Source organism: Stenotrophomonas sp. YJH_SMC_36, assembly GCF_059369935.1.
The window spans coordinates 221,369-240,139 of the sequence record NZ_JCAFTD010000002.1 but is presented as its reverse complement, the minus strand read 5'-3'; the positions used below and the strand labels follow the sequence as shown (position 1 = coordinate 240,139).

The 18,771-nt window shown below is 67.2% G+C and carries 12 protein-coding genes; 6 read left to right on the top strand and 6 right to left on the bottom strand.

Annotated elements, in window-relative coordinates:
• Window positions 1-65: 65 nt before the first annotated feature.
• Complete coding sequence (locus AC5P76_RS04265; protein WP_053517761.1) at window positions 66-923, bottom strand: IclR family transcriptional regulator domain-containing protein; 858 nt, start codon at window positions 921-923, stop codon at window positions 66-68.
• A gap of 101 nt (window positions 924-1,024) precedes the next feature.
• Window positions 1,025-3,442 (bottom strand): membrane-bound PQQ-dependent dehydrogenase, glucose/quinate/shikimate family, encoded by a 2,418-nt coding sequence (locus AC5P76_RS04260; RefSeq protein WP_495222679.1) that lies wholly within the window; start codon window positions 3,440-3,442, stop codon window positions 1,025-1,027.
• 296 nt (window positions 3,443-3,738) lie between these two features.
• Here AC5P76_RS04260 and AC5P76_RS04255 point away from each other — a divergent pair, with 296 nt between their 5' ends.
• Window positions 3,739-4,278: an adenine phosphoribosyltransferase gene (locus AC5P76_RS04255; protein ID WP_053517758.1), complete on the top strand. Its 540-nt coding sequence runs from the start codon at window positions 3,739-3,741 to the stop codon at window positions 4,276-4,278.
• Between the two features lie 80 nt (window positions 4,279-4,358).
• Here AC5P76_RS04255 and dbpA read toward each other — a convergent pair whose 3' ends face one another.
• Complete coding sequence (dbpA, locus tag AC5P76_RS04250) at window positions 4,359-5,735, bottom strand: ATP-dependent RNA helicase DbpA (RefSeq protein ID WP_111185644.1); 1,377 nt, start codon at window positions 5,733-5,735, stop codon at window positions 4,359-4,361.
• Window positions 5,736-5,804: 69 nt separating this feature from the next.
• The gene (locus AC5P76_RS04245) at window positions 5,805-6,884 is read right to left on the bottom strand and encodes a YeiH family protein (RefSeq protein ID WP_065175041.1); all 1,080 of its coding nucleotides are present in this window, start codon (window positions 6,882-6,884) and stop codon (window positions 5,805-5,807) included.
• A 101-nt stretch (window positions 6,885-6,985) separates the two neighbouring features.
• Between AC5P76_RS04245 and AC5P76_RS04240 the strand changes: the two genes are divergently transcribed.
• Together AC5P76_RS04240 and AC5P76_RS04235 are read left to right on the top strand one after the other, a co-directional pair.
• Window positions 6,986-7,861: a LysR family transcriptional regulator gene (locus tag AC5P76_RS04240; RefSeq protein ID WP_180876338.1), complete on the top strand. Its 876-nt coding sequence runs from the start codon at window positions 6,986-6,988 to the stop codon at window positions 7,859-7,861.
• A gap of 50 nt (window positions 7,862-7,911) precedes the next feature.
• On the top strand, window positions 7,912-9,792 hold the full coding sequence (locus AC5P76_RS04235) for an ATP-binding cassette domain-containing protein (protein WP_445394555.1): 1,881 nt from the start codon (window positions 7,912-7,914) through the stop codon (window positions 9,790-9,792).
• A 129-nt stretch (window positions 9,793-9,921) separates the two neighbouring features.
• Here the strand turns inward: AC5P76_RS04235 and AC5P76_RS04230 are convergent, their stop codons facing one another.
• Both AC5P76_RS04230 and AC5P76_RS04225 read right to left on the bottom strand, forming a co-directional pair.
• Window positions 9,922-10,383, bottom strand: a complete 462-nt coding sequence (locus AC5P76_RS04230; RefSeq protein WP_053517751.1) for a c-type cytochrome — start codon at window positions 10,381-10,383, stop codon at window positions 9,922-9,924.
• 9 nt (window positions 10,384-10,392) lie between these two features.
• The gene (locus AC5P76_RS04225; protein WP_053517750.1) at window positions 10,393-10,785 is read right to left on the bottom strand and encodes a c-type cytochrome; all 393 of its coding nucleotides are present in this window, start codon (window positions 10,783-10,785) and stop codon (window positions 10,393-10,395) included.
• 205 nt (window positions 10,786-10,990) lie between these two features.
• On the opposite strand from AC5P76_RS04225, the gene AC5P76_RS04220 reads away from it, so the two are divergent.
• Genes AC5P76_RS04220 through AC5P76_RS04210 form a run of 3 tightly spaced genes read left to right on the top strand, consistent with a single transcriptional unit; the run spans window position 10,991 to window position 18,728 of the window.
• Window positions 10,991-12,136 carry an efflux RND transporter periplasmic adaptor subunit gene (locus AC5P76_RS04220; RefSeq protein ID WP_053517749.1) on the top strand — a complete coding sequence of 382 codons (1,146 nt, stop codon included), beginning with the start codon at window positions 10,991-10,993 and terminating at the stop codon, window positions 12,134-12,136.
• 56 nt (window positions 12,137-12,192) lie between these two features.
• Window positions 12,193-15,654, top strand: a complete 3,462-nt coding sequence (locus AC5P76_RS04215) for an efflux RND transporter permease subunit (RefSeq protein WP_445394592.1) — start codon at window positions 12,193-12,195, stop codon at window positions 15,652-15,654.
• Window positions 15,651-18,728, top strand: coding sequence for an efflux RND transporter permease subunit (locus AC5P76_RS04210; protein WP_445394554.1), 3,078 nt, complete (start codon window positions 15,651-15,653; stop codon window positions 18,726-18,728). Before AC5P76_RS04215 ends, AC5P76_RS04210 begins: the two co-directional genes overlap by 4 nt.
• Window positions 18,729-18,771 lie beyond the last annotated feature (43 nt).

Below are 18,771 nucleotides of genomic sequence, written 5' to 3'. Positions count from 1 at the left end.
CGCCGGGCCATGCCCGGCGAGCGCAGCGGCCCACGATGACGCCGGGCCATGCCCGTCGGCGTGCCTCAATTCAACAACGTGCCCAATCGCTGCGCCGCTTCACGCAGGCGCGGCAGCAGCTGGGTCTGCATCACGCCCAGACCGATCCGGCCCGCCTGGGTGCCGATGTTCAACGCACCAATCACGTCACCGCTGCGCGAACGCACAGGCACTGCGATCGAGCGCAGGCCGATCTCCAGTTCCTGGTCGACCAGGGACACACCTTCGCGGCGCACCTTCTCCAGCGTGTCCAGGAAATCATCCATGCGGGTGATGGTGCGCTCGGTGCGCGGCCGCAGCGGATTGCGTTCCAGATAGCCTTCCAGCGTGTCGCGCGGCAACGCCGCGAGCAACACGCGGCCCATCGATGTGCAGTAGGCAGGCAGACGGCTGCCCGCGCGCAGTCCAATCGACATGATGCGTACGGTTTCCGCACGTGCCACGTACAGGATGTCGTCGCCGTCCAGCACGCCCAGCGAGCAGGATTCATGCACGTCGTCGCGCAGGGCATCGAGCACCGGCTGCGCTGCGGCGGTCATCGACGACGACGCCACATAGGCACCGCCCATGCCCAGCACGCGCGGCAGCAGCACGTAGCCACGGCCCTGTTCGCCGACATAGCCCAGCTTTTCCAGCGTATACAGCACGCGCCGCACCGCGGCACGCGAGATGCCGGTATCGGTGCTGATCTGTGACATGGTCACTTCGCGCGGGTGCTGCGAGAACACGCTCAGCACGGCCAGACCGCGACCGAGCGATGTCATGAAGTCCGGATCGCCCTGGTTGTCCTGGATCTGCTGCATCAGCTCATGGGCCAGGCCACGGTCCTGCGGCGGAGCAGGTGCGCGCTTGGGGCGACGGCTGGGAGGATCGGCGGCAGGCATGGCAGCAGCTTTCATCGGGTTCGACCTTGCATGGTAAGCGCTCGCACCAGCAACCGGTACCCGGGTAGCGCCGCCCGGCAGGCGACGCTACGCGGCAGGGTTCACCTGCGCTCGGGCAGCGCGTAGGCAATCACGTAATCGCCGCGGTCCGGCGACTGGCGGGCGCCACCGGCGGAGATCACCACGTACTGACGGCCCGTCTTCGGCGAGACATAGGTCATCGGTGTGCCCTGGCTGCCCACCGGCATGCGTGCTTTCCACAGCTCATCGCCGGTACGGCTGTCGTAAGCACGCAGGTAGTAATCCTGCGTGCCCGCGAAGAACAGCAGGCCTGACTGGGTGGCCAGCGAACCGCCCAGGGTCGGCATGCCGATCGGGATCGACAGGCCCATCTTGATGCCCATCGGACCGGTGTCCTTCACCGTGCCCACCGGTACCTGCCAGACCAGTTTGCGGGTCGCCAGGTTGATCGCCGACATCGTGCCGAACGGGGGCTTCTGGCAGGGAATGCCAAGCTTGGACAGGAAGCGGTCGCGCAGCGAACCATAGGGCGTGCCGGTCTGCGAGGCCGCGCCCATTTCCACGCCGCCGTCGCCGCTGCTCATCTGCGCGCGCGGAATCAGCTTGGTCCACAGGCCCAGGCGCATGTCATTGACGAACAGATAGCCCGTGGTCGGGTCGACCGAGGCGCTGCCCCAGTTCATGCCGCCCAGCGAACCCGGCCATTGCAGCGCCAGGTCTTCGCCCGGTGGCGTGTACATGCCGTCGTAGCGGAACTGCTTGAACTGGATGCGGCACAGCATCTGGTCGATCGGGGTGGCTCCCCACATGTCCGACTCGGTCAGCGTTTCCGCGCCGATCTGCGGCAGGCCCACCGACAGCGGCTGGGTGGCGGCGTAGCGCTCGCCCTCGGCGTTGCCCTGCGGCGCCGGAATGTCGCGCACTTCGCTGATCGGCACGCCGGTCTGCCGGTTGAGCATGAAGATCTGCCCGGCCTTGGTGACCTGCAGCAGCGCCGGCAATGTGCCGCCCTTGCCGTCGGGTACATCGATCAGGGTCGGCTGCGCGGGCAGATCGTAGTCCCACAGATCGTGGTGTACGGTCTGGTACACCCAGCGTTCCTTGCCGGTGGCGACGTCGAGCGCGACCACGGCAGAGCTGTACTTGTCGTCCTGCGGCGTGCGTTCGCCGGCCCACTGGTCCGGCGTGGTGTTGCCGGTGGGCAGGTAGACCAGGCCCAGTTGCGGGTCGTAGGCCATCGACGTCCACACATTCGGCGTCGCACGGGTGTAGTGGATCGACGGATCCAGCGGCACGTCCGGGGTCTCCTTTGAAAGATCCCAGATCCAGACCAGCTCACCGGTGCGCACGTTGTACGCACGCACCACGCCGGACGGTTCACCCACTTCGATGTTGTCGGCCACCCGGCCGCCGACCACGATCAGCTCGCCCGCCACCAGCGGCGCGGCGGTGAGGGTGTAGAAACCGGGCTTGATCTCGCCCATGCCGACCTTCAGGTCGACCACCCCGTTGCTGCCAAAGTCCGGGCAAAGGGCACCGGTGTTCGCATCCAGCGCGAACAGGCGGGCGTCGATGGAGGTCATCAGGATGCGCTTCCCGCACAGCGCCGGGCCGGTGCTCGCCACGTCAGTGGCCGGCACTGGTGCCGGTGCAGCCGTCGTCGCGGCGGCCGGTGCGGTAGTCGCATCGAAATAGCCCAGGCCCCGGCAACGCTGCCAGTTCGGTGCGGTGGCCTTGGGATCGAAGGCCCAGCGCTGCTTGCCCGAATCGGCATCAACGGCGATCACCTGGTTGTGCGGGGTGCACAGGTACAGGGTGTCGCCGATCTGCAGCGGGGTGTTCTGGTCTTCGGCGCCGAAGCCGTTGCTTTCCGGTACATCGCCGGTACGCGCGGTCCAGGCCACCTGTAGCTCTTTCACATTGGCCGGGGTGATCTGGTCCAGTGCGGCAAAGCGGGTACCGGCGGTGGTATTGCCCCAGTGCATCCAGTCGCGCTGTTCAGCGCCCTTGGCCACGGGCACTACGGGGGGTGTGGTGCCCTGCGCCGCCTGCACGGGACGCGGCTGGAACGCTGCGAATGCAGTACCCAGCAGACCCACCAGCAGCACTGCAGCCACGCCATAGGCGCCGCGACCGGACACCTGGCCGCGGCTGCGGCGCAGCACCGGCCAGGCCAAGGCGACCAGCAGGGCGAGCACGGCGGGCATCACCAGGCGCGAAACCAGCGGCCAGAAATTCCAGCCGGCATCCACCAGCGCCCACAGCAGCGTGGCCACGAACGCCAGGCCGTACAGCAGCGCACCGTTCGGCCGGCGCATCACCAGCAGCACGCCGGCCACGGCAGACGCTACACCCATCAGCAGGAAGTACCAGCTGCCCCCCAGCTGCACCAGGCGTACGCCGCCGACCAGCAGAGCCAGGCCGAACAGCGTCACCAGGATGCCGAGCAGGATCACCAGCACACGGCACACGGCCGGAACCTTCGTCGTCTCGTCCACGTTGCATGAACCTCATTGCAGGAACCCGCGCGAAGGCGGGGAAGCCCCGCGCGCGCCAGGCGTGGCGGGGGCCGACGGCATCCAGGGCGGCTGCGGGCCGTGACGGCGTGCAGGCGTCGATCTGCTTATGACGCAAGGCGGGTGAATGACCGATCACGGCGATTATCGCACGCGTGTGCGATTTTTGCGTGATGCTGTGGCGCCATTGATGGAACGCAGCGGCGCGAAGATGCCGGGAACGGGCAGCGTACGGACGAACCGGTTACCCTATGCCGCCATACAAGCTGGTAGCTGCAATGACCGACGCCACCGTGGCCGTCCCCGCGTGGGCCTCGCGCCTGCGCGACATCGCCGATTTCCCCAAGCCCGGCATCCTGTTCAAGGACATCATGCCGCTGCTCGCGCACGGCGAGGACTTCCGTGATGCCATCCGCGCGATGGCCGACCGCTGGCGCGACCAGAAGCTGGACGCGGTGGTGGGTATCGAATCGCGTGGTTTCATCCTGGGCGCCGCGATGGCACTGGAACTGGGCGTCGGCTTCGTGCCGGTGCGCAAGCCGGGCAAGCTGCCCGGCCAGGTGCTGCGCGAGGAATACACACTGGAGTACCGCAGCGACTGCATCGAAGTGCATGCCGATGCGCTGGCGGCCGGCGCGCGCGTGGCGATCATCGATGACGTGCTGGCGACCGGCGGCACGCTGGTGGCCGCATTGTCGCTGGTGCGCCGGCTGGGCGTGGACGTGGTCGGTGCTGGCGTCCTGGTCGAGCTGGATGGCCTGGGTGGCCGCGCCCGTTGGCAGGCGGACCTGCCGCTGCACACCGAGCTGGTGTTCTGAGACTGTCGCCGGGCATGGCCCGGCGCTACCGGATCTGGAACTGCCGCCGGGCATGGCCCGGCGCTACCTGTCGCTGGGCCTTACATCATCCGTACGCGGAAGCGGCGGCCCTTGATCTTGCCGGCCTCCAGTTTCGCCACGGCCTTGCTGGCCTGCTCGCGCGCAATCGCCACGTAGGAGCGGGTCGGGAAGATCGCGATCTTGCCGATGAACTTGCCCGACAGGCCGGCGTCGCCGGTCAAGGCGCCGAGGATGTCGCCCGGGCGCAGCTTGTCTGTCTTGCCACCGTCGATGCGCAGGGTGCGCATCGCTGCCTGCGGCAACTCGGCGGGGCGTGACGTCGCCAGCGGCGTTTTCTGCCAGTCCAGCGAGCGCCCCATCTGTGCTTCGATCGCTTCGGCGCGGGTCTTTTCGCGGCCCGCCACCAGGCTGATGGCCAGGCCGCTGGCGCCGGCACGGCCGGTACGTCCAACGCGGTGCTGGTAGCTTTCGACATCGGTCGGCAGCTCGTAGTTGATCACCGCCGCCAGCTCTTCCACGTCCAGACCGCGCGCGGCGACGTCGCTGGCGACCAGCACGTTGCAGCTGCGGTTGGCCAGGAGCAGCAGCACTTCCTCACGGTCACGCTGCTCCATGTCACCGTGCAGGGCCAGCGCCGAGAAGCCGAACTGCTGCAGCGAATGGGCGACCTCATCCACGTCCTTGCGGGTATTGCAGAACACCACTGCCGATTCGGGCGTGTACTTGAGCAACAGGCCGGCCAGCGCCTTCTGCCGATGGGCCGGCTCGACCTCGCAGAACAGGTGGCGGATGGCTGGCGCCTGGTCAGCGCCTTCCACGGTGACTTCAACGGCATCGCGCAGCAGGTCACGGGCAATGGCACGGATGCTGTCGGGGAAGGTGGCCGAGAACAGCAGGCTCTGCCGGTCCTTGTGGGTGCGTCCGGCGATTTCGCGGATGGGCTCTTCAAAGCCCATGTCGAGCATGCGATCGGCTTCGTCCAGCACCAGCGTGCGCACCGCGCCAAGATTCAGCGCGCGCTTGCGTGCCAGCTCCTGCACGCGGCCAGGGGTGCCGACCACCACGTGCGGGTCGTGGCCTTCCAGCGAGGCGAGCTGCGGTCCCAGCGGTACGCCGCCGACCAGCAGCAGCAGCTTCAGGTTGGGGATGCCGGTGGCCAGCTTGCGGATCTGCTTGCCGACCTGGTCGGCCAGTTCGCGGGTCGGGCACAGCACCAGCGCCTGTACGCGGATCAGGCTCGGATCGATCGCCTGCAGCAGCCCCAGGCCAAACGCAGCGGTCTTGCCGCTGCCGGTCGGAGCCTGCGCGATCACGTCGCGGCCATCGAGGATGGCGGGCAGGCTCTGGGCCTGCACAGGGGTCAGGGTGGTGTAGCCGAGGGCATCCAGGCCGGGCTGCAGGGCCGGGCTCAGCGGCAGGGTCGAGAAATCAGTCATGGCGCATTGTACCTGCGCGCGCGGCCGTCACCGTCTCCCGGGGCAGCGGCCGTATCGGCAGACCTGCGCTCAGTGCAGCATCGCCAGCACCCCCTGGTGGATCGCCAGGCCACCGAACAGCAGCCAGGCGAACAGGAGCAGCGCCAGCAGCAGCGGCTTCAGGCCCGCCTGGCGCAGCGCGGAGACATGGGTGGTCACGCCCAGCGCCGCCATCGCCATCGCCAGCAGCACCGTGTCCAGCTGCACCAGCGCTGCGTGAAGTCCGGCGGGCAGCAGCTGCAGCGAGTTCATGCCGGCCACGGCGACGAAACCGAACGCGAACCACGGCACAACGATGCGGGCCTTGCTGCCCTCGGACGTTGCCCTGCTGCCGCGTGCCAGCCAGAGCGACAGCACGACCAGGAAGGGCGCAAGCAGCATCACCCGAACCATCTTGGTGATGACGGCGGTATCGGCAGCCGCCTCACCCACGGCACGGCCGGCAGCCACCACCTGCGCCACTTCGTGCACGGTCGCCCCGGTGAACAGGCCGTACTGCCGCGCGTCCATCGCCAGCCAGCCGTGCGACTGCAGCAACGCATACAGCGCCGGATACAGGAACATGGCAAGCGTACCGAACACCACCACGGTCGATACCGCCACCGTTACCTGTGCCGCACGACCACGCACCACCGGCTCGGCCGCCATCACTGCCGCCGCGCCACAGATGGCACTGCCGGCGCCGATCAGCATCGCCGCCTCACGCTCCATCCTGAACACGCGCGTGCCCAGCCAACAGGCCAGGCCAAATGTGCTGGCGACCACCAGCACGTCCATCAGCACGCCGGCGATGCCGACATGGCCGATGTCCTGGAACGTCAGGCGCAGGCCATACAGCACAATGCCGGCACGCAGCAGCCAGTGCTTGGCGAAGCCGATGCCTGCCGCGCTGCGCGGCGCCAGCCGCGGGTAGAGGGTATTGCCGACCGCGATACCGGCGACGATCGCCACGGTCAGCGCGCTCAGGCCATGCGCCTGCAGCCATGGCAGGTCCGCCAGATGAAGCGATGCCGCAGCGAGCAGGCCCGCCAGCAGCAGCCCGGGCAGGCGCGGCTGCCAGCGCTGCCGCAGAACGGGCAGGGACCAGGTGGAGGGGGCGGAGGTGCTCATCGCGGGACCGGTGTGGGGAACGATGAAAAGCGTGCGCCTGCGCCAATGACCTGTAAAACGAATAATATAAGTAAAATCTACCTGCTTTATGGGTAAAGGCCGTGCGCCTGACTCTGCGCCAGCTACAGGTCTTCGTCGCCATTGCCGACCACGGAAGCACATCCGCGGCCGGCGAGGCCATCGCGCTCTCGCAGTCGGCCAGCAGTGCCGCCCTGCAGGAGCTGGAAGCGCACTTCGGCACGCCCCTGTTCGACCGTGTCGGTCGCCGCCTGGTGCTGAACGGCCATGGCCGCGCGCTGCTGGAACCGGCCCGCGCGCTGCTGGTCAATGCCGTTGATCTCGAGCGCCAGCTCGCTGCCGGCGGGGACCCCGCGCAGGGGGCACCGTTGCGGCTGGTGCTGGCGGCCAGCACCACCATCGGCAACTACCTGCTGCCGGCGCGCATCGCCGACCTGTTGCGGCAGGCGCCACAGGCGGAAGTCGATCTGCGCATCGACAATAGCGCCGGCGTGGTCGCCGCCGTCCAGCGGCTGGATGTGGATGCCGGCCTGATCGAGGGGCCATGCCACGAGCGGGGTTTGCAGGTGACCGCGTGGCAGCAGGATCCGCTGGTGATCGTTGCCGCCGCCGACGCGGCGGCGCGCTGGTCGCTGGAGGATCTGCGCGCGGCGCGCTGGCTGCTGCGCGAACCCGGGTCCGGCACCCGCGAGGCCGTGGAGCAGGCGCTTCTGCCGCATCTGCGCGGCTTCGCGCAGACCCTGCAGCTGGGCAATACCGAGGCGATCAAGCAAGCCGCGATCGCCGGCCTCGGCTTGGCCTGCCTGTCACGTCACGCATTGGAGGAGCCGCTGGCACTGGGTCGCCTGCGTGTGCTGGATACACCGCTACCCGCGCTGCAGCGCACGCTGTGGCTGGTGCGCCACCCCGGCAAGCAATGGTTGCCGGGTCTGCAGGCGTTGCTGGGGGAGGTGGGCTGATCGATCTCCGGGAGCAGCCCGGCCGGCGCCCCAACCCGTACAATATCCGGATGCCTCTGATTACTCTGCAGAACGTCGACTTCAGCGTCGGCGGCCCGTTGTTGCTGGAAAAAGCCGAACTGTCGATCGAGCCGGGTGAACGCATCGCCCTGATCGGCCGCAACGGCGCCGGCAAATCCACCCTGCTCAAGCTGCTGTCCGGCGACCACAAGCCCGATGATGGCGAAGTACGCGTCCAGCAGGGCGTCCGTGTGACCCGCCTGGAACAGGAAGTGCCGCACGGCGCGGCCGGCTCGGTGTTCGACGTGGTGGCCGCTGGCCTGGGTGAGCTGGGCCAGTGGCTGGCCGAGTTCCACCACCTCAGCCATGCCGACGAGTTCGACGGCGATGCGCTCGGCCGGGTGCAGGCCAAGATCGACGCGGCCAATGGCTGGGGTCTGGACCAGCGCGTGGCCGAGACACTGACCAAGCTCGACCTGGATGGCGATGCGGAGTTCGCGCGCCTGTCCGGTGGCATGAAGCGCCGCGTCCTGTTGGGCCGCGCGCTGGTCTCCAGCCCGGACCTGCTGCTGCTGGACGAGCCGACCAACCACCTGGACATCGAAGCCATCGACTGGCTGGAAGCATTCCTGAAGGGCTGGAGCGGCAGCGTGGTGTTCGTCACCCATGACCGCCGCTTCCTGCGTGCGCTGGCCACCCGCATCGTCGAGATCGATCGCGGCCAGGTCACCAGCTGGCCCGGCGACTGGGCCAACTACGAACGCCGCCGCGAAGAGCGCCTCAACGCGCAGGCGCAGGAGAACGCGCGCTTCGACAAGCTGCTGGCACAGGAAGAAGTGTGGATCCGGCAGGGCATCAAGGCGCGCCGCACCCGCGATGAAGGTCGCGTGCGCCGGCTGAAAGCGATGCGCACCGAACGGTCGCAGCGACGCGAGCTGAGCGGCAATGTCCGGATGGAAGCGGCACAGGGCGTGAGCTCCGGCAAGAAGGTCATCGACGTGAAGGACATTTCGTTCGCGTTCGGCGACCGCACCATGGTCCGCGACTTCACCACCACCATCCTGCGCGGCGACCGGATCGGCCTGATCGGCCCCAACGGCAGCGGCAAGACCACCCTGTTGAAGCTGCTGCTGGGTGAACTGCAGCCGCAGAAGGGCGAGGTCAACGCCGGCACCAACCTGCAGGTGGCCTATTTCGACCAGTATCGTGCCGTGTTGCGCGAAGACTGGAGCGCCATCGAGAACGTGGCCGAAGGCCGTGATTTCCTCGAGTTCAACGGCAAGCGCAAGCACGTGCATGCCTATCTGCAGGACTTCATGTTCACGCCCGAGCGCGCGCGCGCGCCGATCACCCGGCTGTCCGGTGGGGAGCGCAACCGCCTGCTGTTGGCCAAGCTGTTCGCGCAGCCGTCCAACCTGCTGGTGATGGACGAACCCACCAACGACCTGGACGTGGAAACGCTTGAGCTGCTGGAAGAGCTGCTCGGCGAGTACACCGGCACGCTGCTGCTGGTCAGCCACGATCGTGATTTCATCGACAACGTGGTGACGTCCACGCTGGTGATGGAGGGCGACGGCGTGATCGGCGAGTACGTTGGAGGCTATACCGACTGGCAGCGCTACGCGGCCAGTACCGCAGCGGCAGCAGTGCCCGCCGCAGCCAGGCCGGCGGCAGCGGCTGCGCCTGTGGCTGCCGCGGAACCTGCCGCGGCCAAGCGCAAGCTCAGCTACAAGGAAGCGCGCGAACTGGAGCAGCTGCCGAAGACGATCGAGAAGCTGGAAGGTGACGTCGAAGGCCTCACCTCAGCGATGAATGATCCCTCGTTCTACACCCGCAGCAGCGCCGAGGTGACGGCACACACGCAGCAGCTGGCCAAGGTGCAGGCCGAACTGGACGCCGCGTACGCGCGCTGGGAAGAGCTGGAAGGCTGATCGTTGACCGACGCTGACGGTGCAAGGGTAGCGCGGGGCCATGCCCCGCGGGCGCACAGCGCGGGCTTCTGGCGTTCCGCCGGGCATGGCCCGGCGCCAGGGATGCAAGGGCGCCACGGCGCCCTGATCCTATTTGACCCCGTGCAGATCCCGCAGCTGGCTTGGCCGGCTGCCGAAGTACGCCGCCAGGTCGGCGATGTCCTGATCGCTCAGGTCCGTCGCCTGCGGCGTCATCAACGCGTGCTGGCGGTCGCCGGAACGGTAGGCCTGCAGCGCATGCGCGAGGTAATCACCGTACTGCCCACCCAGTTTCGGGTAGGTCGGATCGATCGGGGCGTTGCCGTCGGCACCATGGCAATCGATGCAGCTCTGGTTGGTGGCCTTGCCCTTCACCTTGGCCCGGGCTTCACCGGCAGCCTCACGGCCGGTGGGCAGGCCTGCCGACGATGAAGAGCCGTGCTCGCCGCTGGCATGGCCCGGATCGGCGGCGGATTTCTCGCTGTTCTCCACCTGTGACTGCGAGCAGGCCGCCAGCAGCAGGGCGACGGACAGGGCGATGGCATGACGCAGTGGATGCGCGGCTTTCGACATGGGCGGGCCTTACTTGACGGTGGACAGGTAAACAGAGAGATCGGCGATCTCCTGTTCGCTGAAACTCATCGACTGGGCCTGCATCGTCGGATGCCGGCGCTTGCCCTGGCGGTACTCGGTCAGGGCCTGGGTCAGGTACTGCTGGGTCTGGCCACCGATCTTCGGTACCCGGTAACTCGGGTAGGCGTTCTTGTAACCGGTGATGCCATGGCACCCCTGGCAGGTGTAGGCCAGCACCCGGCCATTGTCGTAATTGCCGGCAGGTGCGGCGGCGGCAGCAGCGGCGGGTGCCGGGGCTGGGGCGGGTGCTGCGGTCGTGGTAGCTGGAGCGGGCTGTGCGGCGGCCCCGAGGGGCAGGAGGACGGCCAGAGCGAGACAAGCGGCGAGCGGCTGCGGGCGCATGATGTCGTTTCCGGGGATTCGGGTCTGGTCGTTCCGGCGTGGGGTACGGAACGACCCGAGTATAGCCTCAGGTTTCATCTAGCTGAAATGGGGGTGGGCCGACCAGCGGCGTGAAGACACCATGACCTTTGGGATATGGTGTTGCCGTGAAGTGGTGCATTACTTTGCTACCACACCTGCCCACGCATCCTCCAGGGACCTGACGATGTCGCACCCAATCTTCCTGCATGGCCGCCGCAGCGGACTCTGCGCCGCCGCCCTGCTGATCTCCACCACGCTGATGCTGGGCGGTTGCGCCGCGGGCCCCAACAGCGAGGCCAAGGCCGCCGAAACCAAGGATGAGAAAAAAGTCGAGTCCGTGCCGGTCGAGGTCGCGGTGGCCAGCCGCCGCGCGGTGGCGGCCAGCTACACCGGCACCGCCGCGCTGGAGCCGCGCGCCGAGTCGCAGGTGGTTGCCAAGACCTCTGGCGTGGCGCTGGCGGTGCTGGTCGAGGAAGGCCAGCGGGTCAGCGCGGGGCAGCCGCTGGTACGGCTCGATCCGGACCGCGCACGCCTGGCGGTTGCCCAGAGCGAGGCACAGATGCGCAAGCTCGAGAACAACTACCAGCGCGCACAGAAGCTGGTCGGCCAGCAGATGGTCAGTGCCGCCGACGTCGACCAGCTGCGCTTCGATCTGGAAAACGTGCGCGCGCAGTATCGCCTGGCCACGCTGGAGCTGTCGTACACCACGGTGGTCGCACCGATCTCCGGCGTGATCGCCTCGCGCTCGATCAAGACCGGCAACTTCGTGCAGATCAACACGCCGATCTTCCGCATCGTCGACAACTCGCGCCTGGAAGCCACCCTCAACGTTCCCGAACGCGAGCTGGCAACGCTGCGTGCCGGCCAGCCGGTGACCCTGTCGGCGGATGCACTGCCGGGCCAGAGCTTCACCGGCATCGTTGATCGCATCGCACCGGTGGTGGATTCGGGCAGCGGCACGTTCCGTGTTGTCAGTGCCTTCGACGGCACTGCCCATTCCCTGCAGCCGGGCATGTTCGGCCGGATCCGCATCGATTACGACCAGCGTGCCGACGCCCTGGTCGTGCCGCGCCTGGCGCTGCTCGACGATGGTGAGCCGGCGGTGTTCCGTGTGCGCGACGGCAAGGTCGCACGCGTTCCGGTCAAGCTGGGTTACGCCGAGGGGCCATGGGTGGAGATCCGTGATGGCCTGGCGGCCGGAGACCAGGTGGTCACCGCAGGCAAGGTCGCGCTGCGCGACGGCACCGCCGTGCAGGTGATCGCTGATCCGAAGGCGAAGACGGCGACGGCCTCGGCCAAGCCGGCAGACAAGGCCGGGAGCCGGCAATGAGCCATCCTGACCACGACCACGGTGCTTCGCCCCACGGCGAAAGCGCCGCCGCCGGCATGCGCGGCGGCCTGGTGGAGTTCGCTACCCGCCGCCGCGTCACCATTGCCATGTGCACGGTCACCCTGCTGCTGTTCGGCCTGATTGCGCTGGGCAGCCTCAAGGTCAACCTGCTGCCGGACCTGAGCTACCCGACGCTGACGGTACGCACCGAATACACCGGTGCGGCACCGACCGAGATCGAAACCCTGATCACCCAGCCGGTGGAAGAAGCCGTGGGCGTGGTCAAGAACCTGCGCAAGCTGAAGTCGGTCTCGCGCACCGGCCAGAGCGATGTGGTGCTGGAGTTCGCCTGGGGCACCAACATGGACCAGGCCAGCCTGGAAGTGCGCGACAAGATGGAAGCGCTGAACCTGCCGCTGGAGGCGAAAGCCCCGGTGCTGCTGCGCTTCAATCCGTCCACCGAGCCGATCATGCGCCTGGTGCTGTCCAGCAAGGTGGCCCCGTCCAGCGATGCCGACGCCATCCGCGAGCTGACCATCCTGCGCCGCTACGCCGACGAGGATCTGAAGAAGAAGCTGGAACCGGTCACCGGCGTGGCGGCGGTCAAGGTCGGCGGCGGCCTGGAGGACGAGATCCAGGTCGACATCGACCAGCAGAAGCTCGCGCAGCTGAATCTGCCGATCGATACCGTCATCAAGCGCCTGAAGGACGAGAACATCAACATCTCCGGCGGTCGGCTGGAAGAGGGCTCGCAGCGCTTCCTGGTGCGTACCGTCAACCAGTTCGCCGACCTGGAGGAGATCCGCAACCTGCTGGTCACCACCCAGGCGTCCAATGGCAGTGCGGCGGACTCCGCGCTGCAGCAGATGTTCAACATTGCCGCCTCCACCGGTTCCGCTGCGGCCATCGCCGCAGCCTCGGCCGCACAGAGCGCATCGTCCGGCGGTGGCTCCAGCGTGGTCGCCAATGGCGTTCCTGTCCGGTTGAAGGACGTGGCCACCGTACGCCAGGGCTACAAGGAGCGTGAAGCGATCATCCGCCTCGGCGGCAAGGAATCGGTCGAGCTGGCGATCTACAAGGAAGGCGACGCCAACACCGTCGCCACCGCCGAAGCGCTGCGCAAGCGCCTGGAGCAGATCAAGGGCACGTTCCCCGGCGATGCCGAACTGACCACCATCGAGGACCAGTCGCGCTTCATCGAGCATGCGATCAGCGACGTCAAGAAGGATGCGGTGATCGGCGGCCTGCTGGCGATCCTGATCATCTTCCTGTTCCTCCGCGATGGCTGGAGCACGTTCGTCATCAGCCTGTCGCTGCCGGTGTCGATCATCGCCACGTTCTTCTTCATGGGCCAACTGGGTCTCAGCCTGAACGTCATGTCGCTGGGCGGCCTGGCGCTGGCGACGGGCCTGGTGGTGGACGATTCGATCGTGGTGCTGGAGAGCATCGCCAAGGCGCGCGAGCGGGGGCTGGGCATCCTGCAGGCCGCGATCGAAGGCACCCGCGAAGTGAGCATGGCGGTGGTCGCCTCCACCCTGACCACCATCGCAGTGTTCCTGCCACTGGTGTTCGTCGACGGTATCGCCGGCCAGCTGTTCCGCGACCAGGCGCTGACCGTGGCGATCGCCATCGCCATTTCGCTGCTGGTATCGATGACGCTGATTCCGATGCTCAGTTCGCTGAAGGGGCGGCCGCCGCTGGCGTTCCCCGAAGAGCCCGCCAGCGAGGCGTGGCAGCCGCAGCGTCGCTGGCAGAAGCCCGTTGCAGCCGGCCGTCGTGGCTTCGTCGCTGCGGTGCGCTGGACCTTCTATGCGCTGGCCTGGCTGGTGGTGCGTGCCTGCCGCGGCGTTGCCGCCGTGATCGGTCCGGTCATGCGCAAGGCCAGCGATATCGCGATGAAGCCCTATGCGGGGGCCGAACGTGGCTACCTGCGGCTGTTGCCGAGCGCGCTGGCGCACCCCGGCAAGGTGCTGGGCCTGGCCGCGCTGGCGTTTGCAGCCACCATGGCGCTGGTGCCGATGCTGGGCGCCGACCTCATCCCGCAGCTGGCGCAGGACCGCTTCGAGATGACCGTCAAGCTGCCGGCCGGCACGCCGCTGAAGCAGACCGATGCACTGGTCCGCGAACTGCAGCTTGCGCACGGCAAGGGCGAGGGCGTGGCCTCGCTGTACGGCGTCAGTGGCAGCGGTACCCGGCTGGACGCAAGCCCGACCGAGAGCGGTGAGAACATCGGCAAGCTGACCGTGGTGATGGAAGGCGGTGGGGATGCGCGCACCGAAGCGGCCATCACCGAGCGCCTGCGTGGCACCATGGCCGGGCACCCCGGCGCGCAGGTCGACTTCGCGCGGCCGGCACTGTTCAGTTTCTCCACGCCGCTGGAAATCGAACTGCGTGGTCAGGACATGGCCACGCTGGAGCAGGCCGGCCAGCGGCTGGCTGCCCTGCTGCGCGGCAATGCGCACTACGCCGACGTGAAGTCGACGGTGGAGGAGGGCTTCCCGGAGATCCAGATCCGCTTCGACCAGGAGCGCGCCGGTGCACTGGGCCTGACCACCCGCCAGATCGCCGACGTCGTGGTGAAGAAGGTGCGCGGCGATGTGGCCACCCGCTACAGCTTCCGCGACCGCAAGATCGACGTGCTGGTACGGGCACAGGAAGGCGACCGGGCCAGCGTGGAGAGCATCCGCCGCTTGATCGTCAACCCGGGCAGTACCCGTCCGGTCACCCTGGACGCCGTGGCCGACGTGATGGCCACCACCGGTCCGAGCGAGATCCACCGTGCCGATCAGACCCGCGTCGCGGTGGTCTCGGCCAACCTGCGTGACATCGATCTGGGCGCGGCCATGCGCGAAGTGCAGCAGATGGTCGCCGAACAGCCGCTTGGTGCGGGCGTCGGCCTGCATATCGGCGGCCAGGGCGAGGAACTGGCGCAGGCGGCAACGTCGCTGATCTTCGCCTTCGGACTGGCGATTTTCCTGGTCTACCTGGTGATGGCGTCGCAGTTCGAATCGCTGCTGCATCCGTTCGTGATCCTGTTCACCATCCCGCTGGCGCTGGTCGGCGCGATCCTGGCGCTGATGCTGACCGGCAAGCCGATCTCGGTGGTGGTGTTCATCGGCCTGATCCTGCTGGTGGGACTGGTCACCAAGAACGCGATCATCCTGATCGACAAGGTCAATCAGCTGCGCGAGGCCGGCGTGGCCAAGCACGAGGCGCTGGTGGAAGGCGCGCGCTCGCGCCTGCGTCCGATCATCATGACCACCCTGTGCACGCTGTTCGGCTTCCTGCCACTGGCGGTGGCGATGGGCGAGGGCGCTGAAGTACGTGCGCCGATGGCGATCACCGTGATCGGCGGCCTGCTGGTCTCCACCCTGCTGACCCTGCTGGTGATCCCGGTGGTCTACGACCTGATGGATCGCCGCGGCGACGCTTACTACCGCGAACGCGGCCGCAAGCACGCCGGCGACGGACTGCGAATCGCAGAAGGTGGCCGCGTCGGCGGCGAGGAGCCGGCATGAGTGTCGCCGAGTTCTCCATCCGCCGTCCGGTCACCACCATCATGTGCTTCGTATCGCTGGTGGTGATCGGCCTGATCGCTTCATTCCGGCTGCCACTGGAGGCTCTGCCGGACATCTCCGCGCCGTTCCTGTTCGTGCAGATTCCGTACACGGGCTCGACACCGGAAGAAGTGGAGCGGACCATCATCCGGCCGGTGGAAGAGTCATTGGCAACGATGACCGGGATCAAGCGCATGCGCTCCTCGGCCACGTCCGAAGCGGCGCTGATCTTCATCGAGTTCAGCGACTGGGACCGTGACATCGCCATCGCCGCTTCCGACGCGCGCGAACGTATCGATGCGATCCGCAGCGACCTGCCTGACGACCTGCAGCGCTACAACGTGTTCAAGTGGTCCAGCAGCGACCAGCCGGTGCTGAAGGTGCGCCTGGCCAGCACCACCGACCTGACGACCGCCTATGACATGCTCGACCGCGAGTTCAAGCGGCGCATCGAGCGCATTCCGGGCGTTGCGCGCGTGGACATCACCGGTGCACCGCCGAATGAAGTCGAGATCGCGATCGATCCCAACCGGCTCAACGCGCACGGGCTGAGCATCAACGAGCTGAGCGAACGGTTGCGCACGCTGAACTTTTCGATCTCGGCCGGGCAGATCGATGACAACGGCCAGCGTGTGCGCGTGCAACCGGTCGGCGAGATCACCGACCTGCAGGAACTGCGCGATCTGGTGATCAACGCCAAGGGCCTGCGGCTGGGTGACATCGCCGATGTGCGGCTGAAGCCGGCGCGGATGAACTATGGCCGCCGCCTGGATGGCAACCCGGCAGTGGGCCTGGATATCTTCAAGGAGCGCAGCGCCAATCTGGTCGACGTCTCGCGCGCGGCGCTGGCCGAAGTCGAAGCGATCCGCGCACAGGCCTCGATGCGCGATGTGCAGATCAAGGTCATCGACAACCAGGGCAAGGCGGTGACCTCCTCGCTGCTGGAGCTGGCCGAAGCCGGTGCGGTGGGCCTGATCCTGTCGGTGACGGTGCTGTTCTTCTTCCTGCGCCACTGGCCGTCCACGCTGATGGTGACGCTGGCCATCCCGATCTGCTTCACCATCACCCTGGGCTTCATGTACTTCGTCGGGGTGACGCTGAACATCCTGACCATGATGGGCCTGCTGCTGGCGGTGGGCATGCTGGTGGACAACGCCGTGGTGGTGGTGGAGAGCATCTACCAGGAGCGCGAGCGCATGCCGGGACAGCCACGGCTGGCCTCGATCATCGGCACCCGCAACGTCGCCATCGCGCTCAGCGCCGGCACCCTGTGCCATTGCATCGTGTTCGTGCCGAACCTGTTCGGCGAGACCAACAACATCAGCATCTTCATGGCACAGATCGCGATCACCATTTCGGTATCGCTGCTGGCGTCCTGGCTGGTGGCGGTCAGCCTGATTCCGATGCTGTCCGCGCGCATGGCCACGCCCAAGCTCGTGCACTCGCAGACCGGCCTGATCGCGCGCCTGCAGCGGCGCTACGCGCAGGTGCTGGACTGGTCGCTGCACCATCGTGGCTGGAGCCTGCTGGGCATCGTGCTGGTGGTGGCCGTCAGCCTGGTGCCGATGAAACTGACCAAGGTGGACATGTTCGGTGGTGAAGGTGGCAAGGACATCTTCATCGGCTACATGTGGAAGGGTGCCTACACCTACCGGCAGATGTCCGAGGAAGTGGCTCGGGTGGAGAACTGGATCGACGAGAACCGTGAGCGCCTGCACGTCAAGCAGGTGTACTCCTGGTACAGCGAGCAGGAAGGCAGCTCGACGGTCGTCACCCTGGACGAGAAGTACGCCAAGGACATCAAGTCACTGCAGGAGGAGCTGCGCAAGGGCCTGCCGAAGTCCGCGCGTACCGACTACTTCGTCGGCAACCAGGGCGGTGATGGTGGTGGCGGCAACCAGGGCGTGCAGGTGCAGTTGATCGGCGATTCCAGCAGCATGCTGCAGGAAATCGGCCAGGAAGTGCTGCCCCTGCTGGCCCAGCGTGCGGAGCTGCGCGACGTGCGCATCGACAATGGCGAGAAGGGCGGTGAACTCAAGGTGCGAGTCGATCGCGAGCGTGCCGCCGCCTTCGGCTTCAACGCCGAGCAGGTGGCCAGCTTTGTCGGCCTGGCATTGCGCGGCGCACCGATGCGTGAGTTCCGGAGAGGCGACAACGAGGTTCCGGTCTGGGTGCGCTTCGCCGGAGCCGAGCAGAGCAGTCCGGAGGACCTGGCCGGCTTCAGCGTGCGTACCGGCGACGGCCGCAGCGTGCCGCTGCTGAGTCTGGTCAGCGTCGATATCGGTTCGTCCGCCACCCAGATCGGCCGAACCAACCGGCAGACCACGCTGACGATCAAGGCCAACCTGGCCGAGAAGATCACCGCACCGGACGGACGCAAGGCGATCGAGGCCGTACTCAAGCCGATGAGCTTCCCGGCCGGCTATGGCTACACCTTCGATGGCGGCGACTATGGCAACGATGACGAGGCGATGCAGCAGATGGTGTTCAACCTGCTCATCGCGTTGGTGATGATCTACGTGGTGATGGCGGCGGTGTTCGAATCGCTGCTGTTCCCGGCGGCGATCATGAGCGGCGTGCTGTTCTCGATCTTTGGCGTGTTCTGGCTGTTCTGGATCACCGGCACCTCGTTCGGAATCATGTCCTTCATCGGCATCCTGGTGCTGATGGGCGTGGTGGTGAACAACGGCATCGTGATGATCGAGCACATCAACAACCTCCGGCGCAGCGGCATGGGGCGTACCCAGGCCCTGGTGGAGGGCTCACGCGAGCGCCTGCGCCCGATCATGATGACCATGGGAACGGCGATCCTGGCGATGGTGCCGATTTCGCTGACCAACACGCAGATGTTCGGCGACGGCCCGGAGTACGCGCCGATGGCCCGTGCCATCGCCGGTGGACTGGCGTTCTCGACCGTGGTCAGCCTGCTGTTCCTGCCGACGATCTACGCGGTGCTGGACGACCTGCGCAATGCCGTGACGCGGCTGATCCGCCGCGCGCGCGGCCTGGAAAAGGTGGCGGCAACGGCCGCCTAGCGTCGAGCTTGCCCGACTACGGGGAACGACAACGTGTTGTGGT

Coding starts and splice junctions, on each gene's coding strand:
- AC5P76_RS04265 (WP_053517761.1), bottom strand. CDS start 923: ATGCCTGCCGCCGATCCTCCCAGCCGTCGCCCCAAGCGCGCACCTGCT.
- AC5P76_RS04255 (WP_053517758.1), top strand. CDS start 3,739: ATGACCGACGCCACCGTGGCCGTCCCCGCGTGGGCCTCGCGCCTGCGC.
- dbpA (WP_111185644.1), bottom strand. CDS start 5,735: ATGACTGATTTCTCGACCCTGCCGCTGAGCCCGGCCCTGCAGCCCGGC.
- AC5P76_RS04245 (WP_065175041.1), bottom strand. CDS start 6,884: ATGAGCACCTCCGCCCCCTCCACCTGGTCCCTGCCCGTTCTGCGGCAG.
- AC5P76_RS04235 (WP_445394555.1), top strand. CDS start 7,912: ATGCCTCTGATTACTCTGCAGAACGTCGACTTCAGCGTCGGCGGCCCG.
- AC5P76_RS04230 (WP_053517751.1), bottom strand. CDS start 10,383: ATGTCGAAAGCCGCGCATCCACTGCGTCATGCCATCGCCCTGTCCGTC.
- AC5P76_RS04225 (WP_053517750.1), bottom strand. CDS start 10,785: ATGCGCCCGCAGCCGCTCGCCGCTTGTCTCGCTCTGGCCGTCCTCCTG.
- AC5P76_RS04220 (WP_053517749.1), top strand. CDS start 10,991: ATGTCGCACCCAATCTTCCTGCATGGCCGCCGCAGCGGACTCTGCGCC.
- AC5P76_RS04215 (WP_445394592.1), top strand. CDS start 12,193: ATGCGCGGCGGCCTGGTGGAGTTCGCTACCCGCCGCCGCGTCACCATT.
- AC5P76_RS04210 (WP_445394554.1), top strand. CDS start 15,651: ATGAGTGTCGCCGAGTTCTCCATCCGCCGTCCGGTCACCACCATCATG.